Source organism: Endozoicomonas sp. PH6C, from assembly GCF_059322965.1.
The window spans coordinates 6,452,574-6,478,854 of sequence record NZ_CP185342.1 but is presented as its reverse complement, the minus strand read 5'-3'; the positions used below and the strand labels follow the sequence as shown (position 1 = coordinate 6,478,854).

Genomic DNA, 26,281 nt, shown 5'->3' with positions numbered 1-26,281 from the left:
AAGGTTATCCCGAATGAGCGATGAAATAATCAAGATCCCCGACATCGGCAGTGGCAGTGCAGAAGTTATTGAAATCTGCGTTGCACCCGGTGATTCAGTTTCTGCCGATGACTCCCTGATTGTTCTGGAGTCAGACAAGGCATCCATGGAAGTGCCTGCACCCCGTGACGGCAAAATCTCCGAGATCATGGTCAAGGTAGGTGACAGTGTGTCTGAAGGTGATGACATGCTGAAAATGACGACAATTGTCGTAGATAAGGAAGGTTCCGTAACTACCAGCGAAGCAGCTCCAGCTCCGGCTGCACAGCCAGAGCCTGCTCCAGCTGCTCCACCAGTCGGCAGCAGCATTCAGGACGTTCTGATTCCAGACATCGGGGCAGAAAACGTCCCTGTTATCGAAATCTGTGTTGCTATAGGTGACGAGATTTCTGAAGAAGATTCTCTGGTCGTTCTGGAGTCTGACAAGGCGACCATGGAAGTTCCTTCACCTTTCTCTGGCATAGTAAAAGAGATCTGCGTGAAAGAAGGCGACGAGATGAGTCAGGGCGATCTGGTGGTGAAAGTGGAAACCACAGGTGCTGCTCCTGTTCCGGCTCCTCAGACGGAAGCCCCTCAGCCTGCCGCACCAGCTCCAGTCGCAGCGCCTGTTGCGGGTGGCGTTCAGGAAGTGACGGTGCCCGATATTGGTGCCGAAGACGTCCCTGTTATCGAAATCTGCGTAGCCGTGGGTGATGAAATCGCTGAAGAAGATTCCCTGATTGTGCTGGAATCTGACAAAGCGAGTATGGACGTACCTTCTCCTTTTGCCGGTGTTGTCAAAGAGATCTGCATTAAAGAAGGTGACAAGCTCAGCCAGGGCAACCTGATTGCCAGGATTGAGACCCAGGGCAGTGTTGCTGCTGCGCCTCCGGCTGCTCCCGCGCCACAGGCTTCTGCTCCGGCAGCATTGGCTCCTGCGGCTGCCAAAGCACCAGCACCTGCTGCTCCGGCTTCTGCTCAGAAACTGGTTGAACTGGAAAAAGCCAATCGCAATGTCCATGCCGGTCCAGCGGTTCGCAGGCTTGCCCGTGAGTTTGGCGTTGCCCTGGAACGAGTAAAAGGCACAGGCCCACGCAGCCGTATCCTGAAAGAAGATGTTCAGGCTTACGTTAAGGCCATGCTGTCTGAAGCTGACAAGCCTCAGACAGCTGCCGTCACAGGGGGGATGGGTATTCCTCCGGTGCCTGCCCAGGATTACGCCAAGTGGGGTGAAATCGAAGAAGTGGCCCTGAATCGTCTGCGTAAAGTAGCAGCTCAGAACTTCCAGCGCTCCTGGCTGAATGTGCCCCACGTCACACAGTTTGATGAAGCGGATATTACCGAACTGGAAGCTTTTCGTAAGGCCAACAAGGCAATGGCAGAAGCCCGGGGCACCAAGCTGACTCCGTTACCTTTCTTCCTGAAGGCTGTGGCTTACGTACTGAAAGAGATGCCGGTATTCTGCTCTTCCCTCAGTGAAGACAGTGAGTCGGTTATCTACAAGAAGTACATCAACATTGGTGTTGCTGTAGATACTCCTGACGGCCTGCTGGTACCGGTCATCAAAAATGTTGACCAGAAAGGTATCTGGGATCTGTCCAGAGAGTGTATCGAACTGGCTGGCAAGGCCCGTGACAAGAAGTTGAAACCGGCTGAAATGCAAGGTGGCTGCTTCACCATCTCCAGCCTGGGTTCAGTCGGTGGTACCGCCTTTACCCCCATCGTGAATTCGCCTGAAGTCGCTATTCTGGGTATCTCCAAGGCATCCATGAAGCCTGTCTGGAACGGCAAGGACTTTGATGCACGCCTGATGTGCCCGCTGTCACTGTCGTACGATCACCGTGTGGTTAATGGTGCTGATGCCGCCCGCTTCACCACCCTGCTAAGTAATCTGTTGTCAGACATTCGTCGTTTGCTGCTGTAATCCCGGGATTCCGGTGAGTAAAAGAGCCCCAACTGTTTTGCAGTGCGGGCTTTTTTTACCCGGTACAATTTTTTTGGGAGAAAAGCACGCTTGCTTTCCTGATGTAACACTTTTTTGGTCTAAACCAGGCTTAAAGCCCGCATCCAGAGGGAATAGTCATCTGACCCATTGAATAAAAAGTCCGCAGCTGTTTTCATTAGTGGGCTCTTTCTTGTCTGATGCAACCTTTGGTTTTTTGAGAGAAAATGAGGCTTGTTTTCTTGATCTATCACTTTCTTGATCTACCTTTCATGCCAACAAATTCGAGTGCATTGTTACGACAATGAAGCAACTGTCTGTTGCAGCACTGCTGCTGATGCTCTTGTCGTTGTCTGTTATCTGCCAGGCCGAACTGTTGGCAACTCGTTTTATTGTCGAGCATACACAGACATCTCGGAGCTTTTCTCTTAAGCACGTCCTGAATTCGTTGTCGGGCACCCCATCGGACGTTGCTGACACAAACGGCTTCGCAGAGTCAATTTTTCTGCCTGATGACAAACCACCGAGATTTGTCGGTTACGGAGCAAAAACGACCTTTATTGAATCGATTTCATGGCAATTGTTTTACGCCACAAATCTGTTGGTTGCTTACGAACTGATTCTGACCACCAATGACGCCACTCCGGGCGGCAAACCTTATTCATGGATACCAGTAGAGGCGTTTTTAGCTGTCGGCTGGCTTTTGAAAAGCTATTGGAACTTCGATTCATTGCTGTTTAACCCGATGAAACAACAGGTGGCAAGTCAGAACGACCCGTTTGCGATCACCATTATGATGCTCCCCGGGCGGGGTCAACAACAAAATGGTCAACAACAAAGCCGGTCATCATCCTCATCCGGTCAGCAGGTATCAGGGTCAACCACACATGCTACGGGCTTTTTCAACCCATCGTCTTCTGATTCTGGCGGCGGTAGTGGAGGCTCTGAACAACAACGGCATACCTTGGGTTTAAATTGTTACGTCGATTCCTGTCATGGCGTTTGTAAACTCTCACAATCATCTGATAACTCAGCAGAAGGGCCGCTGATTTCTGTAGTGAATTCTTTAGAGAATTCGACCGCCCATATGGAAGCCACACCCGGACAGGTCTCATCCCCGGATATCACTAGTCGATCCTTCACATCGCCACTGGTTTATTTCGATAGAAACACATTTATTCCAGTTACTGATGCCCCCCCAGATGAGCTCTATAATCAATTCTTTGTTGATTTCTCTGACATTCACCGCATTGATATCAACCTGACAAATGGTTGTATGAGTCCGAGGTCGCTATTATGGGTATCTCCAAGGCATCCATGAAGTCTGTCCGCAATGGCAAGGGCTTTGATGCAGGTCTGATCTTCTGTCATTGTCCCCGGATTTTAGTTTCGTGCCTTCCGTCCTCTCGTCTATCCTCACTGCTCCTATCCCCGGAAAATAAAGGATAGAACCATTAACAGCTTACTCTCGCACGTATTGGTCTTTTTGTCTTTCGTCTGCCCGGCTGAGCCGCAGACTCATCGTTTTATCGTTGAGGTTGATCAAAATGAGGCTTCGACAAGCCAGAGTTTTTCTATAAAAACTGAGCCGGACCTATTAACTGCAATGCCAATGACTGATTGGAGGCTGATGCAAAACGAAGTATCACACACGATCAGCACAAATGAATATTCGGGGTCAGGCATGCTGTCCGATGACCAACCCTCCAGGCGAAACAAACTTCAGATCATCACTTTGATGTACGGAACGGGCGGCGGTAACTATTCCCGGACAACAGGGTCAGAGGATCATGGTCAGTCATTCAATAGACATTCAGAAAAATCACATTATTTATACGACAATGACCATAATGATGAAAATTCGGGCCAGCCCACCCACTCTCGACATAGCCTTGACAAAAATTGCCATGAACAGCCCTGTTGTAATCAACAGGGAGTCTGTATCTTCGCTCCTTCCGCAAGTACCCGGTGTCGTTCAATCTCAGATGACTCTTTCGCTTGCACAACAGATGTCTATTGGCAAGCAGGCGATCAGGAATCTGGCTCGGTAAGCCATCCTGCTGAAGCACCGACAGTTGTCTCAGAAGCTGACAGCACAACCGGTGGGTCATTAAAATTAAATCCACCTCCTGCGGAAAAACAGAAAAAGGCAGTCACCAAAAAATACCAATGTCATCACCCCGGCTGTAAAAAATTATTTAGCTCTCAAGCCTCATTGCACACTCACAAAAGTCAGTATCATTGCGGAGAGCGGACCTGCCTTGAGTGCCAGAAGTCCTTGCCAAACGCTCAAGCCCTGGCGGTTCACAAAAGAAAAGATCACACCGGAGAGCAAACCTGCTCTGAGTGCAAGACGACCCTGCCAAACGCTCAAGCCCTGTTGCTTCACAAAAGAAGAGACCACACCGGAGAGCAAACCTGTCCTGATTGCCAGAAGCTCATGCCAAACGCTCAAGTCCTGTCGACTCACAAAAGTCTATATCACACCGGAGAGCGAATCTGCCCTGAGTGCCTGAAGACCCTTCCAAACACTCAAGCCCTGTCGGTTCACAAAAGAAAAGATCACACCGAAAAGCAAACCTGCCCTGAGTGCCAGAGGACCCTGGCAAACGCTCATGCCCTGTCGGCTCACAAAAGTCAATATCACACAGGAAAGCGAACCTGCCCTGAGTGCCAGAAGACCTTGGCAAACGCTCATTCCCTGTCGGCTCACAAAAGTCAATATCACACAGGAAAGCGAACCTGCCCTGAGTGCCAGACTACGCTGCCAAACGTGAAAGCCCTGTCGGCTCACAAAAGTCAATATCACACAGGAAAGCGAACCTGCCCTGAGTGCCAGACTACGCTGCCAAACGTGAAAGCCCTGGCGGCTCATAGAAGAAAGGATCACACCGGAGAGCAAACCTGCTCTGAGTGCCATAAGTCCCTGCCAAACAGTCAAGCCCTGTCGAATCACAGAAGGCAACACCGGAAACGAAAACTTGATGATGCAAAGTCAAGTGATTGATTTCTGATTGTCATTTCGCGCTGCAAGCTTTTTTTTGACCGAAAAGATGCCTGTTTTCTTGATCAATCACTCTCTCGGTCAGGCTGCAACATTGAAAAGAAGTTTTGTTGTCGAATTTGAACAGGGTGGAGATTCTCCAATCCGGAGATTTGCCATAAAGCCTGAGCAGCTTATATTGTCAGGCAATCCGTCATACATCTCAGACACATACGCCTGTCGGGGACCGGCTTTGCCGCCTGATGACAAACCAAAAAGAATTGGCGGTTACCGAACCTGCCCCGGTTCTGGTGATGAGGATGATTTTAAGGCTAATTAAAATCGGTCGGGACATAACGACCAAAAGTAGACAGGGCAGCAGCAACATCGAAAAATACGCTTATTTCCTTGAACTACCGATTTCTTGATCTATCTTTCCTCTTAAAAAATAAGAACTGAATATTATAAGCTACAGACTGGAATGTAATGAAAAACTCTCTGTCTGCGGCACTGCTGTTGCTGCTTTATTCGTTATCTGTCATCTGTCAGGCCAAACCGTTGACAAAGAGTTTTGTTGTAGTGTTTGAACGGAATTCAGGTTCTCCAGACGGGAACTTTCCTACAAAGCTTGGCCAGCATGGACTAGCGGGCAACCCGTCATACACTGCCCAGACAAATAGCCATTCTGGTTCAAATAGGCTACTTGATGACGAACCACACAGACTTGGCGGTGATGGGTCAAAAACGACCCTTAGTGAGTCGATTTCATGGCAGCTGTTTTACGCCACTCATCTGCTGGTTGCTTACGAACTGATCCTGACCAATAACATTCCTTCAGGCGCCAAACCTTGTTTAAGGATACCAGTAGATGCATTTGTCGCTGTCGGCTGGCTCCTGAAAGGCTGTTGGAACGCCAATTCAGCGCTGTTCAACACAATGGATCAACTGGGTGCGGCTTCTATGATATTACAGGAGGATGACCCATATGCGACCATCACAATGACGTACCTCGAACATGGTCAACAAAAAAACCAGAAACGAAATCAGCCAACAGTATTATCAACTGATCAGCAGGCCCCCGGGGCAAACAGCCAAATTAAAGGTTCTTTCAACAGCCCTCAGCATTCCGGCTCCGGTGGCGGTAACGAAGGCTCTGAACAAAGCCGACATACGTTGAGTTTAAATTGTTTCGTCGATTCTTGTATTGGTGTTTGTAAACTTCGATCACCACTCCGAAACAGAGAGTCAGCTGAACGCTCGCTGAATTTCCCAGATAGTTCGGTATGCGACACTCTTCATGCTGATCCAGCCGATTTTCACTGTGAACAGCCCCCCAATCGAGAGAACTCTACATCGACTGATCCTGCCACATTGAATGAACCCCCCGTTTATATCATTTCTGAGTTTGGTACATTACTTGACCCTCCTGTATATATTATTTCTGATTTTGGCACATCGATTGATCGCTCTGTTTACCTCCCTGATGATGTCGACAGAGAGATGGATCCTTCTATTTATCTCCCTGATGATGCCGACACTTTGATGGATACTTCCAATTATCTTCCCGATGATTTTGAGATACTGGTTGACCTCTCTGTCGATCCTCCTGATGATTTTCCTGTCACTCAAAGCATTTATCTCAACTCAACAAATAGCCAGTCACTTATAAACTCAATGAATGCAGTTGCAGCCTCTATAAAGAATAATGAAAGGGAAGATATCTCTGACAAATAATGTTCATCGAGAATGGCCAGCAGCAGAAATGCCGTGATAACTTCAACTGATGCTGACGGGGCACGTCTTGCCAGGCACTTAACCCCTGCCGAGACAGTGGCTGACGCGGATGCTCAGAGGTTGCCACGCGGGGTAACCGAAAACGCCACCCTATTGACCAAGAGCAGAATGATTTTTTATATACGATGTACCTTTCATCCGGTGTAATTTTTGGTTTTTGACAGACAACATACTTATTTTCTTGATCTATCACTTTCCCGATCTATCTTTCTCTTCTACAAAATAGAATGCACGAATGGAATGATGAAAAACTCACTCTTTACGGCATTCCTGTCCGTGCTGTTGCTGTCGTCCATGGTCTGTCAGGCTAAAACACTGACAAGACGCTGTGTTGTCGAGCTTCAACAGGATGCAGGTTCTCTAATTGGTAACTTTTCCATAAAACGTGACCTTAATACGCTGTCGTTTACTCCGTCAGACATTGTTGGCACAAACGGCTATTCAGGATCAATTTTTCGGCCTGATAACAAACCACACAGACTTGGCAGTTACGGACTAAAAACGTCTTTTATTGAGTCGATTTCGTGGCAATTGATTTACGGCACGAATTTGCTGGTAGCATACGAACTGGTTCTGAGTACCCGTGCCGCTGCCATGAGCACAAAACCTTATTCATGGACACCTGTAGAAGCGTTGGTCGTTGTTGGTTGGCTTTTGAAAAGCTGTTGGAACTCCGATTCACCGCTGTCTGACCCGATAGAACAGCTAAAGGCAAGTCAGGATGACCCGTTTGCGATTAGCGCTATGATGCTACCCGGACAAAACCCACACCCTCGCTCGGAAATCCAAAATAACGCACATATCCAAAATAATTTTCGCGGCCAAATTAACCAGCAAGAACACGGACCAGCTAGTCCCACTTTATACCAGACAGATTCAAGGGCACCCGATATAACTCGTAGCAGGAGAATCGAATGTGACGTGATAATGGTCGCAGAGGATGGTCAACGGCAGAGATGCGGGAAGGTCTTCAGGACTGTTCAGGGGCGGTCGCTTCATGTAAGAAGATCCCACTGCGTGCCAAAATTCTGTTACGCGCTAATCATCCTCAATGATGGCAGGCGGCGGCCATGCGAGATGTCCTTCAGGAATCAAGAAATGCTGTCGCGTCACAGAACACAATGCCACATTGAGCCAGCATTTTGTGACCTGATAGTGGTCGGGGAGGATAGCGAGCAGAGAGTATGCGGGAAGGTCTACAGGAATATCGCGGAGCAGCAGGGTCACAGCTTGTTGAACCACGAAGGTGAATGGGATATTAGATGGTCGCATCCCGGTAGAAGGGACCACATTATTGGGTCACACTTCTGTGACATGGCAGGGCTCGTCGACGATGGCGAGGGGAGGCAGGTGTGGCAACTATGTGGAAGGATCTTCAGTACTCTTGAAGAGCTGTATTGTCACAGAAGTGGATATCACCAGAATTGATGTCGTGCTGGGTAGAATTATTAAACACGCTTCAATTTCACCTATCTTTCTATTTTTAACCGAACAACAGTAGACGTCATTTACACTCTGGTCAGGAATAGCTTGTATTCTGGCATCTTATTCCCGGCAAACTTTCACCTGCTGCAACCTTTGGTTTTTGACAGAAAAACAGGTTTATTTTCTTGATTTGACACTTTCTCTATCTATCTTTCTCTTCTATAAGTCAGATGCGGGAATGGAATGATGAAAAAGTCACTCTGCGTGGCACAGCTGTTGCTGATTGCTTCGTTATCTGCAATCTGTCAGGGTGCATCGTTGAAAAGTCGATTTGTTGTGGGCTTTCAAAAGGATAATGCAGGTTCTTCAGTCCAGAATATTTCTATAAAGAATGGCTCTTATACACTGTCGTGCAATCAGTCTGCCAACAATGGCGACTATGCAGGCTCAGCTGCTCTGCCTGATGACAAACAACGCGGACTTGGCGGTTATTGGTTAACGACCCTTATTGAGTCCGTTCCGTGGCAAGTGATATACGTTGGCAATATGCTGGTTTTTTGTGAACTGTTCGTTACCAACAATTTTGCTCCTCACCAGAGAGATAATCTACGCCGGGAAGCGTTTATCGCCGTCATCTTGTTTGTTAAGTACTATAGCAATCCTGATTCACCGCAGATGGGTCAACCGGAGGCGGGTCAGGATGAACCATTTGCAAACACCAGCATGATGCTCCGCAGAAATGGCCAACAGCAAGGCCAACAACAAAGCGACCAATCAGAATCATCCAGTCAGCAGGCCTCAGGGGCAAACACCTCCCCTCTGTCACCGGCTCCCTGACTTCTGACTCTGGTGATGGTAGCGGGGATCCTGAACAACACGAGCAGTAAACTTTGCTTTTAAATTGTTTCGTCGATTCCTGCCAGTGCAGGTTTGGGGAAGAGGTTTGGGGACATCCAATCAGCGACATGAATTATGTTGTTTTATCGAATGAGCGTAAAACCCCGTACTTCTAGAGGCTGTCAATGGAGTTAAGTATGAGCTTATTTTTCATCTCAAGCACTGGTGACTTTGGCAGATATTTGAAGGTATTGGGAAAATATGAACTGTGTCACTAGCGGAATCGACAGAATGAAACTGGTTCTAAGCTCTGAGGATTGTTGGGGAAGTACAAAGCTTGTAGTCATTGGTTTGCTCTGTTTGACACTATCCACCTTGACGGTTGCCGATACAATGTCGAATGGAATCTTTCAGTTAATCAACCAACGGTTGAATTATATGCAGGATGTCGCCTTATCCAAGGCCAAAAGCCACAGTGCGATTGAAGACTTGGCCAGAGAAAAGCAGGTGCTTGAGAAAGCATTGGTCGATGCGCAGCAGGCAGGTTTACAACCGGACTCTATTGTTGGTTTCTTTCAGGCACAGATGGATGCTGCCAAGGCGATTCAATATCGCTATAGGGCTGACTGGTTATCTACCCATCCTGAAAATAGTGAATATCGGGATTTAGCTTCTGAGGTCAGGCCAAAGCTTTTGGAGCTTGGTGATGAAATTGTGGTTAGAATCAGCGAATACCTGAAAGGTGGAGGGTCTTTTGATAATAATCTGCAGAAAGACTTTGTCAGAACGGTGAATACAAAGCATTTATCTGAAAACGATAAAAAGAAGATGTTTGAAAGTCTTCAGAGGATACGTTTGATCAAGAGCTAGTGCAGTGCGTTGAAACCTGTAGTGCATAGCATTTTCAAACCAGTCATGAGTCCGCTTGGCTCGTTGCTCAAAAAGCGTACTCCCGGCTGCACAAGGCGAAATAGTCTCAAGTTTCTTTCGGTTTTTGACTGAGCAACCCAGGAGCAGTTGCCGCGTAGGGCAGTCTATTCTCGGTCAGCTTCCTGGTGCAACCTTTCGTTTTTGACAAAAAACACGTTTATTTTCTTGATCTGACACTTACTCCTTCTATCTTTCATGTCTATAAATCGTATGCACAAATAGAATGATGAGAAACTCACTCTATATGGCACTTCTGTTACTACTTGTTTCATTATCTGTCATCTGTCACGGCGAATCGTTGAAAAGACGGTTTGTTGTCGAGTTTCAGCGGGGTGGTGCAAGTTCTCCAATCCAGTATTTTAGTATAAAGAGCGACTCTAACACACTGTCGTGCAACCAGTCAGACATTGCCGACAAACCACAGGGAATTGGCGGTTGTGGGCTAAAAACGACCCTTATTGAATCTCTTTCGTGGCAATGGGTTTACGCTATCAGTCCGCTGGTTGCTGACGAGTTCCTGATCACTAATACAGCTCCTCAATTCAGAGCTAATCTATGGTTAAGCGTTGGAAGCTTTATCGCTGTCGGCTGGATTATTAAAAGCTATTGGAGCCCCGATTCATCGTTGTTTAAACCGATGGGGCAACTGGAGGCAAGTCAGGATGACTCATTAGCGAACACTGCCATGATGCTCTCCGGAAATGGTCAACAGCAAGGCCAACAACAAAGCCAGCAACAAAGCGAGCAATCAGAATCTTCCAGTGGGCAGGCCTCAGCGTACAGCCCCCAAATTCAAGGCTCTGTCACCGGCTCCCTGTCTTCTGACTCTGGTGGCGGCAACGAAGACCCTGAACAACACCAGCAGCATACTTTGGGTTTAAATTGCTTCGTCGATTCCTGTCATGGCGCTTGTATATTCAGACCGTCACCCGAGAACAGTGAGTCAGCTGAATTGCCACTGAATGTTGAGGAAAGTTCGACAGGACAAACAGGAACAACACCAGAGCAAAGCCCATATCCTTGCCCGGAATTCCCAAATAACGTTGAGTCCCAAAATAATTCTCACGAGCCAATGAGCCAACAAGACCCCATTCCGGTTAACCCAACTGTAAGCCCGGCAAATGCAGGAGCTGCCAATACAGCCCGTGACAGGGGATACGAATGTGACGTGATACTGGTCGGGCAGGATGGCGAACAGCGACCATGCGGGAAGATCTTCTGGAGTGCCAAAAGGCTGTCGTGTCACAAAATCAGATTCCACACCGGACTAGGTGCAGGGACAGCCAATGCAAATCGTCTCAAAACAGTTGTCTGTGACAGACCAGTGATTTTGAGGAATGGCAGGCGAATGCCATGCGGTAAGCACTTAAGGAATAAAAAATTGCTGTCGAGTCACAAAATGAGATACCACGTTGAGCCAGCATTCTGTGACCTGATAGTGTGCGGGGAGGATGGTGATCAGCGATTATGCGGGACGGTCTTCAGAGATAGTGTACAGCAGCAGAGTCACAGCCAGTTATATCACGAAGGTGAATGGGATATCAGATGGTCGCATCCCGTAAGAAGTGACCACATTATCGGTTCACATTTTTGTGATCTGGCTGTGTTAATGGATGATGGCGTGGGGGGGTTGCTGCGGCGACTATGCGGAGTGATCTTCAATACTACTGAAGAGCTGCTTCTTCACAGGAGAACATTCCACCAGAAGCAATACCCGTCTGAATGAAATAATCGAAGGGTTTGAAAACGTTCCAATCTCACATATCTTTTGATTTTTAACCGAACGACGGTAGACGTCATTTATAATCAGGTCACGGATGAATTGTATTCCGGCATTTTCTTCCCGGCAAATTTTACCTGATGCAAGCTTTGATTTTTGACAAAAAACCGTTTTTTTTGATTTGTCACTTTTTCGATCTATTTTTTTCTTTACAAATTAGAATGTAGAGATGGAACAATGAAAAACTCGCTCTTTGCAACACTGCTGGCGATAATACCTGTCTTCTGCCAAGCCGAACTGTTGACAAGGGGTTTTGTTGTCGAATTTCAACCGGTTGCAGGCTCTTCAACCCAGAGTTTTTCTATAAAGAGTGACCCCAATACACAGCCGCACATCCCGTCAGACATCGCTGACACAAATGGCGATCCAGATTCAGATTTTCTACCTGTTAATAAGCGACATGGGCTTAGCGGTTATGGGTTAAACACAGCCTTTATCAGGTCCATTCCATGGCAATGGCTTTACGCCACAAATCTGCTGGTTGCTTACGAAATGGTCCATAACGATGCTCTGGGCGCCAAGCCAATATCATGGCTACCTTCAGAAGCTTTTGTCCTTGTTGGTTGGCTTTTGAAAAGTTATTGGAACCCCGACTCACTAGTGTTTAATCCACTGGAAAAACCGGGGGTGGCCTCTATGATGTCGCAGGGGGATGAGCCTTTTACTATCACCAGGATGATGCTTCCCGGAAATAACCAACAACAAAACGGCCAACGAAACCAGCAGCCATCATCATCCGGTCAACAAGCCTCAGGGACCACCTCCAACCAACCTGGCAGTTATTCTACCAGTCCTCTGTCTTCTGGCTCTGGTGGTGGTAACGAAGGCTCTGAACAACACCAGCATACTTTGGGTTTAGATTGTTACGTGGATTCCTGTCATGGCGTTTGTAAACTCCGATCATCAACCGATAGCAAAGCGTCCGCCGAAGGGCCGCTGAATACTGGTGTTTTTCCAGCTCAATTCTTCACTCAACGCACTGATATCAATCAGACAATCGACCTTGCTAGCGTGACTATTTCATCCATAAATCCAGAAATGGTGTGCATCCTGCTCAATCAAGGGGTTAATGCAAATGCCTTGGGCCACGACGATCCACTACTGCATTATGCATTGCGGGCTGGTCAGAGTAATACTGTCAAAATTCTGTTGGCTCGTGGTGCTGACCCCGATGCCCCGGACCACAAAGGCCACTGTCCGCTATGGTTTGCGATAAGGGATGGACATGCTGAAATCGTTGAATTACTGCTTCATAGCGGTGCCAGTCTGTACCATTCCGGTTACTTTGACCGTGCGCTGCTGTTGTGCTGGGCGATACGCAGTGGTCCGCAAATGACAGCCACCCTTCTGGCCAACGGCGTGGAACCAAATGATCCCAATGGCTTTCTCTTTCCATTGTCTCTTGCGGTAAGCTCACGTGATCTGAAGGTGATCAAGCTCCTGCTGGCCAATGGTGCCAATCCAAATGTTCGTGATTCTGAGGGCGTTAAAGTTATCCATCAAGATCTGCATGATAGGCTAGTTTATGGGCATGGGGATGGGTATGGGTATGGGTATGAGTATGAGTATTATTCAGAAGGAGTAGAAATCGTCACCATTTTGCTGGCCGGGCACTTTGTTCCATTTGACCAGCTATGGGTTCCCCCGAATGTCAGTAATAAGCACAATAAGCCCGATTTGAGCTTACTCCATCTGGCTGAGAAGAACGGGCATATCAAAGTTGCTAACATCCTGAAGAATTATACACCTGTACCTTATCAACCGGCATCGCTACAGTGTTGGGCCCGTGCCTCTATCCGCAAGCGGCTGGTGCAGAACCGGGCTAATTTTTGGCAGACCCTGTGCGCCGATTCCAATTGCCTGCAGCTGCCCAAGCACCTGAGAGCTTTTGTTTACCGACCGCTGTCCTTCTAGCAAAAACATCATAAACCCTTGCCCAAACGAGGGTGGGGATATAAGAGCGGACAATACAGGTCGCGGTAAAAGGCTTTGTGATTTCCCAGTGTGGACTGAAACTCAAAACACGCATCCAATCTCACATATCTTTCGATTTTTAACCGAACGACAGTGGACGATAATTAGACTCGGGTCGGGGATGGTTTGTGTTCTGGCATCTTCTTCCTGAAAAATTTTTACCTCATGCAATCTTTGGTTTTTGACAAAAAACGCTTTTTTGATTTGTCACTTTCTCTAACTATCTTTCTTGTCTGTATACCATATGCACGAGTGCAATGATGAAAAACTCACTCTATGTGGCCATGCTTTTACTGCTTGCCTCATTATCTGTTATCTGTCAGCCCTACCCGTTGACAGAAAGTTTTGTTGTTGAGTTTCAAAAGGATGATGCAGGTTCTTCAATCCAGACTTTTTCTATAAAGCATGACCTCGCTACTCTGTCACGCAACTCGTCAGATATTGCCGACACAAAGGGCTATGCAGAGCCCGATTTATCGCCTCATGATGAACCACATGGACTTAACGTTTACAGGTTAAAAGCCATCCTTATTGAGTCCATTTCATGGCAATTGATTTACGCCACTCATCTGCTGGTGGCTTACGAATGGGTTCTGACCAGCAATGCCCCCCCTTTGAGTGGCAAACCTTATCCATGGCTATTTGTAGAAACGTTTTTAGCTGTCGGCTGGCTTTTGAAAAACTATTGGAAGCCCGATTCATCGCTGTCTGATCTGATAGATCAGCTGAAGGCAAGTCAGGATGACCCGCTTGCAACCATTAATATGATGGTACTTCCTGTCCATGAAAACGGCCAACAAAGTCGGCCATCAGAGTCACCCGGTCAGGAAGCCTCAGGGGCAAGCAGTACCGGACTCTCAGGCTCTCTCACCCGGCTCCTGTCTTCTGACTCTGGCGGCGGTAACGAAAATCCTGAACAACACCAGCAGCATACCCTGGCTTTAAATTGTTACGCTGATTCCTGCAATGGCGTCTGTATATTCCGACTATCATCTGATAGCAGAGAGTCAGCTGAAGGACCGCTGAATTCCGAAAAAAGTACGACAGGAGATACAGGCTCAACACCCGGACAAAGTTCCTGTCCCCGCCCGGAAATCTCTTACAATCTTCAGATCCAAAATGATTTCGACGGGCAAATTAACCAGCAAGAGCCCATTCCAGCTAACCCAAATTTGCGTCCAATAATTGCAGGGGTAGCCAACAGAACTCGTAAAAGGAGAAACGAATGTCACGCGATAGTGATCGGACAGAATGGAGAGCAGCGGCCATGCGGGATGATCCTCAGGAGTGTCAGAATGTTGTGGCTTCACAGAGGCAAACACCACGTCAGGCCACATTTCTGTGACGTGAGAGTGCCTGAAGAGAATGGCGGACGGCGGCTTTGTGGGAAGATCTTCGGGAATACTGCAGAGCTGCTCCGTCATAAATTAAGGCATGCAATAATGCAGAATAGAAGACTTCATGGAAGGCGTTGAGAGTACAAGCCCGGAACGCGCCATGATCTCACATAACTTTCGTTTTTTTAACAGGACAGAGGAGTTTTTGTCTACCCTGAACAGGGGGATATCCTGCCCTCTTCCTTGTCGGCGAATTCTTACCCGGTGAGACCTGTGGTTTTTGAAAAAATGCTTTTTTTCTTGCTCTATCAATTTTCTGATCTAACTTTTCCGTTTAGAAAAAACACAAAACAGATGTAAGGATTGAATTTTGAAAAAAACACTCTCTTCCTCATTGCTGTTATTGCTGATGTCAGTGGCTGTTGTCTGTCACGCTGAACCGTTGAAAAGACATTTTATTGTCGAGTTTGAACAGGGTGAAAGTGTCCCAAAAGGGAGCTTCTCTATAAAGTGTGATATTAATTCATTGTCGTGCAATCCGTCACACTTTGCCGACATAAATGATGACGCAGAATCAATTTTACCGCCTGGCGACAAATCAGGCAGTGTTGGCGGCTTCGGCGCAACAAAGTCCCTTGTTGAATCGATCTCGTGGGAGTTGATTTTTGCCACTCATCTGCTGGTTGCTTACAAACTGGTTCTTACCACCAGCGACAACCCTGTGAGTACCAAGGCTGATTCATGGATACCTGTAGAAGCATTTGCTGCTGTCGGCCTGCTTTTGAAAAGCTATTGGAACCCCGATTCACTGCTGTTTAACCCGATGGATCATCGGGAGGCGACCTCTGTGATGACACAGGGGGATGACCCATTTGTGATCAGCACTATGATGCTCTCCGGAAATGGCCAGCAAAAAAGCCAACCACAAAATGAGCAAACCAGTTCATCCGGTCAGCAAGCCTCAGGGACAACAACCAGCACCGGGGTTTCAGGCTCTATCACCGGCTTACTGACGTCGGGCTCGGGCGATGGTGGCGAAAGCCCTGAACAACCCCAACATACTTATGGTTTAAGTTGTTACGCCGGTTCCTGTCATGGCGTTTGTCAACTCCGATCATCACCCCGTAGAACGGCGAATAATGAACAAAGTTTGTTTAGCCAGGTTGTAGAGGGGCTTCTCACTCCCGTCCTGTATTTGGCTGGCATCTATTTTACCCCCTGCGCAGCGCGGACTGGCCAAACGAAACGTTCAGAGGGCCATAGACAACCCCAACATACTTACGGTTTCAATTGTCACATCGATTCCTGTCATGGTGAGTGTAAATTCCGAGCACCATCCGATGGCTGAGACCCGGCGGATACACTTCGTACCGGGCCAATGTTCTACAAAATCTGTGATGTGTGCGGGGCACCCTGCTTGGATGCTCACGCCCATAGAATTAAACTTCATCGCGAGTGCTGATAATGATGCAGTTACTCAAGCGACATTTTCTTACCCGGTGCGACCTTTGGTTTCCAGAATCGTTCCTATGTTGGGACCCACAGAGCCTAAGAGCGTGAAGACCAGAGTTTTACGACACTGTTTGAGCATTGGAACAAGTGGTTGTTTTTGAAAAAATACTTGTTTTCTTGATTTATTAATCTCTTGGTCTAACTTTCCTGTTCAGAAAAAGCACAAAACGCATCTAAGGATTAAGTTTGAAAAAAACACTCTCTTCGTCATTGCTCTTATTGCTGGCGTGGCTGGCTGTTACCTGTCACGCCGAATCGTTGAAAACACATTTTATTGTCGAGTTTGAACACGACGGAGTCGTTTCGGAAGGAAGCTTTTTTGTACAGCGTGATCTTGATGCGTTATCGTATAATCCATCATCCGTCGCAGGCATAAGTGATGACGCAGGACTAATTTTGCCGCCTGATGACAATTCACACAGAGTTGGCGGTTATGGTGCAACAAAGTCCCTTATTGAATCGATCTCGTGGGAATTAATTTACGTTAGTCATCTGCTGGTTGCTTACAAATTGATTCTGACCACCGGCGACACCCCTCTGAGCGCCAAATCTTATTCATGGATGCCCGCAGAGGCGTTTGCCACTCTTGGCTTGCTTTTGAAAAGCTATTGGAACCCCGATTCGCCGCTGTTTAACCCTATGGATCAACTGGACCCGGTACCTATGCTGGCACAGGGGGATCACCCGGTTTTGATCACCACCAAAACAAAACCCGAAAATGGCGAAGGACAAAACGGGCAACAAAACCAACCACAAAGCCAGCCATCTCAATCGCAAGCCTCAGGAACAACTCCCCATCTTACAATTGCTTTGTCCAGCCTCATTTCTTCTGGCTCTGGGGGCGGTAATCAGGGCCCTGAGCAATCCCGGCATACTCTGAGTTTCAATTGTTATGTCGATTCCTGCAATGGCTTTTGCAGACTCCGACAATTCGGTAGCAGTGAATCAGTTGCAGGGGCGCGGAGTTCCGAAAGAAGTTCGACGGGGCACACTAATCGTGACATGACAGGAACGCCAACCTATCAGCTGGGAGTCGGTAGTTCTATACTTATTGTCATTCCATCAATCGCATTTCGCGACCGACAAAACTCAGTAGCAATCGGCCATCTTGCGGCTGGTTTCGACCCCTCGACTACCAGTGAACCTTGGGTTCGTACCGTCATGTCACGCTCAGAAGTCGGCAGGTTCCCATTTGATCGATTTCGGCCATATGGCGTTATGGTAAGCGACGTTCATGGTCATCTTAGGGAGCTTGGGAACCACACTATGGGTTCTAATTGTTCCTTCGATTCCTGCAATGGTTTTTGCAGACTCCGACAATCCGGCGATAGTGGATCAGCTGAAGGGTCGCTGAGATCCGAAGGAAGTTCGGCGGGCCACACTAATCGTGGCATGACGGGAATGCGAAACAATCAACTAGGAGTCGGTGGTTCTTTGCTTATTGTCATTCCATCAATTGCATTTCGCGAACGACAAAACTCAGCAGCAATCGGCCATCTTGTGGCTGGTTTCGACCCCTCGACTACCAGTGAACCTTGGGTTCGTATCTGCATAGGACGTTCAGAAGCTGCCAGGTTCCCACTTGATCGATTTCGGCCATATGGCGTTATGGTAAGCGACACTCATGGTCATCTTAGGGAGCTTGGGAACCATACTATGAGTTCTAATTGTTTCTTCGATTCCTGCAATGGCTTTTGCAGACTCGGAGAATCCGGTGGATCAACTGAAGTGTCGCTGAGATCCGAAGGAAGTTCGGCGGGCCGAACACAAACCTTTCAGCCACAAGCTGGTGGATCTTCGGTTAGTGTCATGCCATCAAGTTCAAGTGGTGAAGGACAAAACTGGCGACAAAGCCAGCCATCTCAATCGCAAGCCTCAGGAGCAAGCTTACATTTTCTGCCTGGTTTCAACCTCACGTCTTGCGGCTTTGGCCGTGGATCTTCGTTTCTTAACGCCCTATCAGCCGTGTCATTATCAATTTCGCGACTTCCGCCAATAAGCGACGCTCATAATCATTCAACGGAGCTTGCGGGCATTGCGGAAGATTCCAGCGATACCCATGGAGCAGGGTGGGATGTTGATTACGATATGGATGTCGATCCCTATGAAGAGTAGTCCACAGTGTTCAATAAACCTGTGAATTGTTCCCGGGCTCCAGAGGTTGTCACAAAGCTCTGGTTCCCACGCTGGGACCCACAGGGCCCGGGCGTAGGAATGCGTTGCGAGAGTTATGCGATACCGGCAAAAGCCAGAGGTTTGGGGGTCTCAAACTTTATTACAATGCAGCAATGAAGTTTTTCAGGGTAATAATAATCAAAACCAGTACCATCAGGGAAAAGTCCAATCCTCCCAAAGGCGGAATTACCCGTCTGATCCTGCTGCTCAGAGGCTCGGTCAGTTGATGCAGCAGCATCAGGCCCGGGTTGTAACTGCCGGGTGCTACCCAGCTGGCAATAGCGATGACGATCAGGCTGAACATATAAATGTTCAAAACTTCACCTGCCAGCTCCTTAAGGCTGACAATCAGCACCTGGGGAAAAGGAATCGCATTAGCGGCAATACCCTGAACCATAAAGAGTACGTAAACCAGCAGTATCTGCAAGATCAGGGCAAGGACCAGAGCAGCCAGATCCAGACCACCCATTCCCGGAATTACTTTCCTGAGAGGATTCAGTAGCGGCGAAGTGACTTTGACAATGGCCTGGGAGATGGGGTTATAAAAGTCTGCTTTAACCAATTGCAGCAGAAAGCGCAGCAGTACAGCCATGATATACAGACCTCCCAGGGTCTGTATCAGAAAGACGAGGCTGGAGGAGAGTGCTGACATAAAAATCCTTCGTGTTTAAACAGCCATGGTTAAATAAAAGTGAGCAAGCCGGGGAAGCAAGGTGGCTTATGTGGCTGAGCCCAGTGTCCTGACCAGTTTACTATGAAACTTCCGGGTGCGGGAAATAGAGGCTCCTAGTCAGCCAGTTGTTCTGCCAGTTCCGCACCCCTTTCTTTTGCGGCCTTAACCGCCTTGTAAACCACCGCTTCAAAGCCTTCCTGTCGGAAGGTTTTCAAAGCCCGTTCAGTGGTTCCGCCGGGAGAGGTGACTCTTCTGCGAAGCTCGGCAGCATCAACACCACTCTGAACGGCCATGTTTGCAGCTCCCAGAGCGGTTTGCAATGAAAAACGTTCAGCGGTTTCATGATCCAGCCCCAGCCTGACCCCGGCTTCTGCCATGGCTTCCATCATCAGGAAAAAGTAAGCCGGACCCGAACCTGATAAGGCGGTGATGGTATCGACCTGTTCTTCTTTGTCCAGCCAGTGAAGAATGCCAATGGGTGAAAAAATCTCATTGGCAATGGCTTTCAGTTCATCCGTTACCCGGGGATTGGCGAACAGGCCTGTCGCACCACAATGCAGAAGTGATGGCGTATTGGGCATACTGCGGACAATGGGCAGGCCGCCGCCAGTCCAGACATCCAGACTATCCAGGCGGATACCGGCAGCTACAGAAATAATGAAGGGCTTATGCGCCTGAAGCACGGAGGCCAGTTCAATCAGAACCGCTCTCATCATCTGAGGTTTAACAGCAAGCACCACAATTTCAGCCTTTTCTGCTGCTTCCAGATTGCTGGTAGAGGTATGAATACCGAGTTGGTCAGAACATTTTCTGGCACTTTCCTGCGTTTGGCAGGAAGCGAATATTCTCTCTTTCGGCCAGCCGTGTTCAATCAATCCACCCATGATGCTGCTGGCCATATTGCCAGCACCGATGAATGCGATGGTCTTATTGGTCATTCCTGACTCCTTGATGGTTCTGACTTCTGGCCCCGAAAAGAGCCGTACCAATGCGAACCATGGTTGCCCCTTCAGCAATGGCTGCCTCCAGGTCACTGGTCATTCCCATGGACAATGTGTCCATAGTTAGATGGTGCTCACGGTTAAGAGATTCAAGGGCATTTGCCAGCTTTTTAAAGGGAGCCCGCTGTTTAACTTCATCTTCTTCCGGTGCGGGTATTGCCATCAGTCCGCGCAGCTGAAGCCTGGGGAGTTGGGATATGGCTGCTGCCAGTTCAGGAAGTTCTGTCAGAGTGACCCCGGATTTACTTTCTTCTTCGCTGATATTGACCTGAAGACAGATATTCAGGGGCGGAAGTTGTTCCGGGCGCTGATCATTGAGTCGTTGGGCAATTTTAAAACGATCGACACTGTGTACCCATTGGAAGTGACTGGCAATATCGCGGGTTTTGTTCGATTGGATCGGTCCGATAAAATGCCAGACCAACCCTTCCAGATCGCTGAGTTGGGTTATTTTATCCACAGCCTCCTGCAAATAGTTTTCGCCAAAATCCCTCTGACCCAGCTGCCAGGCCTCGGCAATCATCCCGGCAGGTTTGGTTTTACTGACTGCCAGAAGTTTTACCTGACTTTCCCGGCCGCTGGCTTGCTCAGCTTTGTGAATTCTTTCAAAAACCTGGTCGAATTGACTTTTTAATAAGGTCATCAGCCTGTACAGTAGTTGGTTAATAGGTAGAAACCGATATTTCGGTTGAACATAAGAAGGAGTCCCGGTCTATTTTACCTGCGTCCGGGTTTCAGGGGGAAATTCATGGACATAACCGAACTGCTGGCCTTCAGTCACAAGCAAGGCGCTTCGGATCTTCACATCTCAGCCGGCCTGCCACCCATGATTCGTATAGACGGGGATATTCGCCGGATTAACCTGCCTCCCATGGATCACAAGCACGTTCACAGCCTGATCTATGACGTCATGAACGACAAGCAGCGAAAAGACTACGAAGAGAAGCTGGAAACTGACTTTTCGTTTGAAGTCCCCGGCGTCGCCCGCTTTCGTGTCAACGCCTTTAACCAGAGCCGCGGAGCCGGTGCTGTATTTCGTACTATCCCCAGTAAAGTGCTTTCGATGGATGAACTGGGCATGGGTCAGGTGTTCAAGGATATTGCTCTGAAGCCCCGGGGGCTGGTACTGGTGACGGGCCCTACAGGTTCCGGTAAGAGTACCAGTCTGGCGGCCATGATGGATTACATCAATGACAACAAGTATGAGCATATACTAACCATCGAAGACCCCATTGAATTTGTTCACACCTCCAAAAAATGTCTGGTCAACCAGCGGGAAGTTCACAGGGATACCCACAGTTTCAGCGACGCACTGCGCTCGGCACTTCGTGAAGACCCCGATATTATCCTGGTGGGTGAGATGCGCGATCTTGAAACCATTCGTCTTGCGCTGACGGCTGCAGAAACCGGTCACCTGGTTTTTGGAACTCTGCATACCACCTCCGCAGCCAAGACGATAGACCGTGTGGTGGACGTATTCCCGGGAGCTGAAAAAGCCATGGTGCGCTCCATGCTTTCAGAATCCCTGCAGGCAGTTATCTCCCAGACCCTGCTCAAGAAAAACGGCGGCGGACGTATGGCAGCCCACGAGATTATGATCGGTACTCCTGCTATTCGTAACCTGATTCGCGAAGACAAGATTGCCCAGATGTACTCTTCCATCCAGACCGGAGGTGCCCTGGGTATGCAGACACTTGACCAGTGTCTCCACGAGCTGGTGAGAAAAGGCTTGATTGCCAAAGATGTGGCTCAGGAAAAAGCCCGGGACCCGGAAAACTTTTAACCATGGATATCAATCGTTTACTAAAAGTGATGGCCGAAAAGAAGGCCTCTGACTTATTTATCACGGCTGGCTTTCCACCCAGTTTTAAACTCAATGGCAGGATTGTTCCTGTCACCAGGGAACCTCTGGCACCTGCCATGACCCGGGACATGGTCTACGGTGTGATGGATGAGGATCAAAAAGCCGAATTTAATCGCGAGCATGAATGCAACTTTGCAATATCAGCCTCTGGAATAGGCCGCTTTCGTGTCAGTGCTTTCTACCAGCGAAATTTGGCTGGCATGGTATTGAGAAGGATTGAGACCCAGATCCCGACACTGGATCAGCTGAAGTTGCCGAAGGTGATTAAAGACCTTTCTATGACCAGAAGAGGCCTTGTGCTTTTTGTTGGGGCGACCGGTGTTGGTAAATCGACTTCCCTTGCGGCGATGCTCGGGCATCGGAATGAACATGCCTGCGGGCACATCATCAGTATTGAAGACCCGATCGAATTTATCCATCAGCATCGCAAATCCATTGTCACCCAGCGTGAAGTAGGCATTGATACAGAGTCGTATGCCGTGGCTCTGAAAAACACCCTGCGACAGGCACCGGATGTCATCATGATTGGTGAAATAAGGACCCGTGAAACTATGGAATATGCCCTGGCATTCGCAGAGACAGGGCATCTCTGTCTGGCGACACTGCACGCAAATAATGCTAATCAGGCACTGGAAAGGATCATCCATTTCTTCCCGGCGGATCGTCATAGTCAGATATGGATGGATTTATCCCTGAACCTGAAAGGCCTGGTTGCCCAGCAGCTGGTGAGAACCCGGGATGGCAAAGATCGCCGGGCAGCCGTTGAAGTCCTTCTCAATACACCCTTGATTCAGGATACTATCCTTCACGGCAATGTTCATGAACTCAAGACCATTATGAAGAAGTCCCGCGAGCTGGGTATGCAAACCTTTGATCAGGCGTTGTTTGAGCTTTATAACAATCGAGAAATCACCTACGAAGAAGCTCTGGCGCATGCGGATTCACCCAACGATCTGCGTCTCATGATCAAGCTGGGGCCAGAGGCTGATGGGGAGCATCTGACCAAAATGGCAGACAAGCTTAGTTTGCAGCATGAGGAGATCTATTAGAGCCCGATTGAAGCCCGGTATCAGAGCCCCTTGAGGGAGGGAGTATCGTAGTCCGGGCACTCTTTAATGTAATTCTGTTGAAGGGTTACAAAATCCTCTTTGGTGAAAATATCGGTATGGATGTCTGCTTTGGTGAGACGGTTCAGGCAGCGTTCCTGCTTTGTCGCCGTTTCACGCAATTCTCTTGGCAGCAGAATGACGTTCACCAGCTCTCTGTTGCCTTTCATATCCACCTGCTCCACTAAACTGCCTATGCAACATAGCGCACAATCTGGCAGGCCTTTCGTCATTCGCTGTGCGTAGTCTGCCTTCATCCCGTAACCAACGAGCGCACTGGGTGTTACTTTGCGCCGGATCTCAAATTTCTGAGGCGAAATAATAGACAGGTGTTCAATACTTCCGAAGCAGCGATCACCGCCTTCAACGAGCAAAGTCTGGGTCAGTGTCGTGTTATTGGGGACCTGCTTTTGCAGTGAGATACCCTCAACCAGAAAAGCATGGCTAAATGTGCCGCTGCCTCCGTAACTGACAGAATAACTCATCAACACCTGCTGGTTTTCCATCTGCCCAATCAATGTATAGCTGGAATAAGTGGGTAAACCGGTTTCACTGTTGTATTCGGGTTGATCATTTTTTTCAAAAACAGCCTGCCATGGGGTAGGCTGCTTGAAAGGGTAACTGAGGTATTTGTTCATGCAGTCATTCAGGTCGATGGTCTTCTTGCCTGACGACTGGCTGCCTGCTTCCAGATTGGCGAAAGGTTCAAAGCAGAGAGGGTGAATAATGTCCCTCTCACCGGCCTGGGATTTCAGGCACAGGGTAGCCAGAAACAGAATAAACAGAGTTGAAAGAGCGTAGCTAGAGTACCGGGTTGTTCTCATCGTTCATCCAGCCTTCCAGTATGATTTGTGCTGCCATACCATCGACGGGACTAGAGCCATAGTGCCCACTGTGGCCCAGTTTGTTTGCCCAGTCTTTGGCTTCAAAAGAGCTTAGACGCTCATCCGCTTCGAAGAAAGGCAGGTTGTAACGACCATGGAGACGTTTGCCGAACTTTCTGGCTCGCATCGACATCGGGGACTCGGTGCCGTCCATATTCAGAGGGATACCCACCACGACGGCATCCGGCTGCCATTCTTCAATCAGCGCAGCAACATCGGTCCAGTTTGGAATACCATCTTTTGCTTTGATAGAAGGTAATGCTGTCGCCGTTCGAGTCACAGCCTGACCGACAGCCACACCAATATTACGTGTACCAAAGTCAAAGCCCATCAGGGTATTCAGTTTTTTTTCAGTCATGTTTTCTTTAACGTTGCCAGAGTGAGCCTTTTGCTGAGGGGGGCTATGAGTGGCCAACCTGATCAGAGAGCAGCCGAAGATCGACGCCCAATGAGTTGGCGGCAGCATCCAGACGTCGCTGGAAAGGCGTTTCGAAAATAATCTGTTGATTGGCCTTGCAGGTGAGCCAGGCATTATCAGACAACTCTTTTTCAAGTTGACCGCCACCCCAGCCGGCATAGCCCAGGGCCACCAGTGAAGCATCAGGGCCTTCATCCCGGGCCATGGCGAACAGAATGTCCCTGGAAGTGGTTAGCGCAAGCCCATGACTGATTTCAAGACTGGAATCCCATCGATCGCTGCCAGAGTGGAGAACAAAGCCCCTTTCAATCGCCACCGGGCCGCCGGCATAAATGGTGTCGGGACTGAGAAAGCATTCGTCCGCATCGCTGATGCCTACCTGACTGAACACTTCACCCAGCGTCAGATCGGTCGGGCGATTAACGATGATTCCCAATGCGCCGCCGGGATTGTGTTCACAAACCAGAGTCAGAGTACCCGCAAAAGAAGTATCTGCCATGCGAGGCATAGCAATCAGGAAGTGGTTTTTGAGGCTTTGAAAGGTTTCACTACTCATGGTGGGAGTATCAGGGCAAACGGTCCCGATGGCAAATAAAGTGCTCAATGAATATTCGCTCAGAAACCTTACTGGCTAAATAGTCTGTCACCTTTTTCAAAGCGCCAGGTACGAATGATCTCGACAATGTCGTAATCCCGTAAATCGTCAGTGAAGGGTGCGTAGGGAGAAGCTAACCTGACAATTCGGAGAGCCGCATCATCTAAAACGCTGTAACCCGAAGATTTTAAGATTTCGACACTGGACAGAGTGCCATCACGGTTAATTGCCACCATCATACGGAGCTCGCCGTACAGTTGTTGTTGGCGGGCTTTGGCAGGGTAGTTCAGGTTACCGATACGTTCGACCTTCTGTTTCCAGGCATTTTTGTAAGCGGCACCGGGCTCAAGCATGGTTGAGGCTGAGGTCAGTCGTTTCACATTAGGGCGCCTGGCATAGGCCTGGCGCTGGTCACTGAGTTGAGCTTCGAGGCTGGCAATCTCCTGACGCAGATCGATCTGTTTGCTGAACTCAGCCTTTTTGGGCTGTTCATCTGTGGGCTGGTCAATAACGTCAGTGTCCTGAACTTTTTTTTCACTCTCAGCCCGGGTAACGACCTGAGATGTTTTCTTTGCTTGCGTTTCAGGCGCAGCAGCTTCCTGTGGCTGAAGCTCAACCTCGTTGATTTTGTTGTCCTGTATGTCGGCTTTTCGGTCGGTAGTGGGTGTGGCTTTTTTTTCAAGTGTGCCACTGCCCTGCTGATTCAGCTGGGCCAGGAAGTCGGCATCTTCCGGCTTTTTCTGGCTCTTGTAGGTCGCAAGGGTGACTTCAAGCGTTTTCGGAGGTGGAGCTTTGTCTTCAAGTCCAAAAGACAGACCGAGCACAATCACGGCATGAATAGCGGCTGCCATAAAAACGGTAAAGCCTAGGCGGTCGGCAGAAGAAACGGTCGTCATTGACGGAGTGGGCCTCTTGGGTAGTGCATCCTGAATCTTATAGTTGATCTCCCTGGGGCCTGGAAGGTTATCACAATACCTCACCAGCTACATAAGCATTGTCATCAATGAGCATAGGGTACGCAAGTACTGCTTGC

22 protein-coding genes are annotated in these 26,281 nt (G+C 48.6%); 15 read left to right on the top strand and 7 right to left on the bottom strand.

Features of this window, described 5'->3' with window-relative positions:
• The first annotated feature begins 13 nt into the window (after positions 1-13).
• The 13 genes from aceF to ACOMG9_RS22785 all read left to right on the top strand — a co-directional run bounded on the left by aceF (position 14) and on the right by ACOMG9_RS22785 (position 18,647).
• The gene (gene aceF, locus ACOMG9_RS22845; protein WP_448218833.1) at positions 14-1,942 is read left to right on the top strand and encodes a pyruvate dehydrogenase complex dihydrolipoyllysine-residue acetyltransferase; all 1,929 of its coding nucleotides are present in this window, start codon (positions 14-16) and stop codon (positions 1,940-1,942) included.
• A 322-nt stretch (positions 1,943-2,264) separates the two neighbouring features.
• Positions 2,265-3,281, top strand: coding sequence for a hypothetical protein (locus ACOMG9_RS22840; protein ID WP_448218834.1), 1,017 nt, complete (start codon positions 2,265-2,267; stop codon positions 3,279-3,281).
• A gap of 309 nt (positions 3,282-3,590) precedes the next feature.
• Positions 3,591-4,967, top strand: a complete 1,377-nt coding sequence (locus ACOMG9_RS22835) for a C2H2-type zinc finger protein (RefSeq protein WP_448218835.1) — start codon at positions 3,591-3,593, stop codon at positions 4,965-4,967.
• A 91-nt stretch (positions 4,968-5,058) separates the two neighbouring features.
• Positions 5,059-5,283, top strand: a complete 225-nt coding sequence (locus ACOMG9_RS22830) for a hypothetical protein (protein WP_494529472.1) — start codon at positions 5,059-5,061, stop codon at positions 5,281-5,283.
• A 146-nt stretch (positions 5,284-5,429) separates the two neighbouring features.
• Entirely contained in the window at positions 5,430-6,677 is a 1,248-nt protein-coding gene (locus tag ACOMG9_RS22825; RefSeq protein WP_448218837.1) for a hypothetical protein, read from the top strand.
• Between the two features lie 300 nt (positions 6,678-6,977).
• Entirely contained in the window at positions 6,978-8,165 is a 1,188-nt protein-coding gene (locus ACOMG9_RS22820) for a hypothetical protein (protein WP_448218838.1), read from the top strand.
• Between the two features lie 240 nt (positions 8,166-8,405).
• Positions 8,406-8,999, top strand: coding sequence for a hypothetical protein (locus ACOMG9_RS22815; protein ID WP_448218839.1), 594 nt, complete (start codon positions 8,406-8,408; stop codon positions 8,997-8,999).
• Between the two features lie 291 nt (positions 9,000-9,290).
• A complete protein-coding gene (locus ACOMG9_RS22810; protein WP_422135739.1) occupies positions 9,291-9,869 on the top strand; it encodes a chorismate mutase in 579 nt (192 codons plus the stop codon).
• A gap of 283 nt (positions 9,870-10,152) precedes the next feature.
• Entirely contained in the window at positions 10,153-11,655 is a 1,503-nt protein-coding gene (locus ACOMG9_RS22805) for a hypothetical protein (protein WP_494529471.1), read from the top strand.
• Between the two features lie 231 nt (positions 11,656-11,886).
• Positions 11,887-13,623 carry an ankyrin repeat domain-containing protein gene (locus ACOMG9_RS22800; RefSeq protein WP_494529470.1) on the top strand — a complete coding sequence of 579 codons (1,737 nt, stop codon included), beginning with the start codon at positions 11,887-11,889 and terminating at the stop codon, positions 13,621-13,623.
• A 317-nt stretch (positions 13,624-13,940) separates the two neighbouring features.
• Positions 13,941-15,158, top strand: coding sequence for a hypothetical protein (locus ACOMG9_RS22795; protein WP_494529469.1), 1,218 nt, complete (start codon positions 13,941-13,943; stop codon positions 15,156-15,158).
• A gap of 232 nt (positions 15,159-15,390) precedes the next feature.
• Positions 15,391-16,368 (top strand): hypothetical protein, encoded by a 978-nt coding sequence (locus ACOMG9_RS22790; RefSeq protein ID WP_448218844.1) that lies wholly within the window; start codon positions 15,391-15,393, stop codon positions 16,366-16,368.
• 350 nt (positions 16,369-16,718) lie between these two features.
• Positions 16,719-18,647 (top strand): hypothetical protein, encoded by a 1,929-nt coding sequence (locus ACOMG9_RS22785; RefSeq protein ID WP_448218845.1) that lies wholly within the window; start codon positions 16,719-16,721, stop codon positions 18,645-18,647.
• A gap of 160 nt (positions 18,648-18,807) precedes the next feature.
• Here ACOMG9_RS22785 and ACOMG9_RS22780 read toward each other — a convergent pair whose 3' ends face one another.
• The 3 genes from ACOMG9_RS22780 to ACOMG9_RS22770 all read right to left on the bottom strand — a co-directional run bounded on the left by ACOMG9_RS22780 (position 18,808) and on the right by ACOMG9_RS22770 (position 21,024).
• Entirely contained in the window at positions 18,808-19,359 is a 552-nt protein-coding gene (locus ACOMG9_RS22780) for a YggT family protein (RefSeq protein WP_422139181.1), read from the bottom strand.
• A 134-nt stretch (positions 19,360-19,493) separates the two neighbouring features.
• Positions 19,494-20,318, bottom strand: coding sequence for a pyrroline-5-carboxylate reductase (proC, locus tag ACOMG9_RS22775; RefSeq protein ID WP_448218846.1), 825 nt, complete (start codon positions 20,316-20,318; stop codon positions 19,494-19,496).
• On the bottom strand, positions 20,308-21,024 hold the full coding sequence (locus ACOMG9_RS22770; RefSeq protein ID WP_422135729.1) for a YggS family pyridoxal phosphate-dependent enzyme: 717 nt from the start codon (positions 21,022-21,024) through the stop codon (positions 20,308-20,310). The genes proC and ACOMG9_RS22770 overlap by 11 nt, the downstream gene beginning before the upstream one ends.
• Before the next feature lie 105 nt (positions 21,025-21,129).
• Here ACOMG9_RS22770 and ACOMG9_RS22765 point away from each other — a divergent pair, with 105 nt between their 5' ends.
• Entirely contained in the window at positions 21,130-22,164 is a 1,035-nt protein-coding gene (locus tag ACOMG9_RS22765; RefSeq protein ID WP_494529468.1) for a type IV pilus twitching motility protein PilT, read from the top strand.
• Positions 22,165-22,166: 2 nt separating this feature from the next.
• On the top strand, positions 22,167-23,294 hold the full coding sequence (locus tag ACOMG9_RS22760) for a PilT/PilU family type 4a pilus ATPase (RefSeq protein WP_448218847.1): 1,128 nt from the start codon (positions 22,167-22,169) through the stop codon (positions 23,292-23,294).
• A gap of 20 nt (positions 23,295-23,314) precedes the next feature.
• Here ACOMG9_RS22760 and ACOMG9_RS22755 read toward each other — a convergent pair whose 3' ends face one another.
• Genes ACOMG9_RS22755 through ACOMG9_RS22740 form a run of 4 tightly spaced genes read right to left on the bottom strand, consistent with a single transcriptional unit; the run spans position 23,315 to position 26,144 of the window.
• Entirely contained in the window at positions 23,315-24,175 is an 861-nt protein-coding gene (locus ACOMG9_RS22755; RefSeq protein ID WP_448218848.1) for a hypothetical protein, read from the bottom strand.
• Complete coding sequence (ruvX, locus tag ACOMG9_RS22750) at positions 24,153-24,593, bottom strand: Holliday junction resolvase RuvX (RefSeq protein ID WP_422135725.1); 441 nt, start codon at positions 24,591-24,593, stop codon at positions 24,153-24,155. The genes ACOMG9_RS22755 and ruvX overlap by 23 nt, the downstream gene beginning before the upstream one ends.
• Before the next feature lie 43 nt (positions 24,594-24,636).
• On the bottom strand, positions 24,637-25,257 hold the full coding sequence (locus tag ACOMG9_RS22745; RefSeq protein ID WP_448218849.1) for a YqgE/AlgH family protein: 621 nt from the start codon (positions 25,255-25,257) through the stop codon (positions 24,637-24,639).
• 20 nt (positions 25,258-25,277) lie between these two features.
• Complete coding sequence (locus tag ACOMG9_RS22740) at positions 25,278-26,144, bottom strand: energy transducer TonB (protein WP_448218850.1); 867 nt, start codon at positions 26,142-26,144, stop codon at positions 25,278-25,280.
• Between the last annotated feature and the right edge of the window lie 137 nt (positions 26,145-26,281).

Bases quoted from the DNA above. Each gene is read 5' to 3' on its own strand.
- ACOMG9_RS22810 (WP_422135739.1), top strand. From the start codon at position 9,291: ATGAAACTGGTTCTAAGCTCTGAGGATTGTTGGGGAAGTACAAAGCTT.
- ACOMG9_RS22760 (WP_448218847.1), top strand. From the start codon at position 22,167: ATGGATATCAATCGTTTACTAAAAGTGATGGCCGAAAAGAAGGCCTCT.
- ACOMG9_RS22780 (WP_422139181.1), bottom strand. From the start codon at position 19,359: ATGTCAGCACTCTCCTCCAGCCTCGTCTTTCTGATACAGACCCTGGGA.
- ACOMG9_RS22770 (WP_422135729.1), bottom strand. From the start codon at position 21,024: ATGACCTTATTAAAAAGTCAATTCGACCAGGTTTTTGAAAGAATTCAC.
- proC (WP_448218846.1), bottom strand. From the start codon at position 20,318: ATGACCAATAAGACCATCGCATTCATCGGTGCTGGCAATATGGCCAGC.
- ACOMG9_RS22825 (WP_448218837.1), top strand. From the start codon at position 5,430: ATGAAAAACTCTCTGTCTGCGGCACTGCTGTTGCTGCTTTATTCGTTA.
- ACOMG9_RS22820 (WP_448218838.1), top strand. From the start codon at position 6,978: ATGATGAAAAACTCACTCTTTACGGCATTCCTGTCCGTGCTGTTGCTG.
- ACOMG9_RS22755 (WP_448218848.1), bottom strand. From the start codon at position 24,175: ATGAGAACAACCCGGTACTCTAGCTACGCTCTTTCAACTCTGTTTATT.
- aceF (WP_448218833.1), top strand. From the start codon at position 14: ATGAGCGATGAAATAATCAAGATCCCCGACATCGGCAGTGGCAGTGCA.
- ACOMG9_RS22805 (WP_494529471.1), top strand. From the start codon at position 10,153: ATGATGAGAAACTCACTCTATATGGCACTTCTGTTACTACTTGTTTCA.
- ruvX (WP_422135725.1), bottom strand. From the start codon at position 24,593: ATGACTGAAAAAAAACTGAATACCCTGATGGGCTTTGACTTTGGTACA.
- ACOMG9_RS22815 (WP_448218839.1), top strand. From the start codon at position 8,406: ATGATGAAAAAGTCACTCTGCGTGGCACAGCTGTTGCTGATTGCTTCG.
- ACOMG9_RS22835 (WP_448218835.1), top strand. From the start codon at position 3,591: ATGCAAAACGAAGTATCACACACGATCAGCACAAATGAATATTCGGGG.
- ACOMG9_RS22840 (WP_448218834.1), top strand. From the start codon at position 2,265: ATGAAGCAACTGTCTGTTGCAGCACTGCTGCTGATGCTCTTGTCGTTG.
- ACOMG9_RS22795 (WP_494529469.1), top strand. From the start codon at position 13,941: ATGATGAAAAACTCACTCTATGTGGCCATGCTTTTACTGCTTGCCTCA.
- ACOMG9_RS22800 (WP_494529470.1), top strand. From the start codon at position 11,887: ATGAAAAACTCGCTCTTTGCAACACTGCTGGCGATAATACCTGTCTTC.
- ACOMG9_RS22765 (WP_494529468.1), top strand. From the start codon at position 21,130: ATGGACATAACCGAACTGCTGGCCTTCAGTCACAAGCAAGGCGCTTCG.
- ACOMG9_RS22740 (WP_448218850.1), bottom strand. From the start codon at position 26,144: ATGACGACCGTTTCTTCTGCCGACCGCCTAGGCTTTACCGTTTTTATG.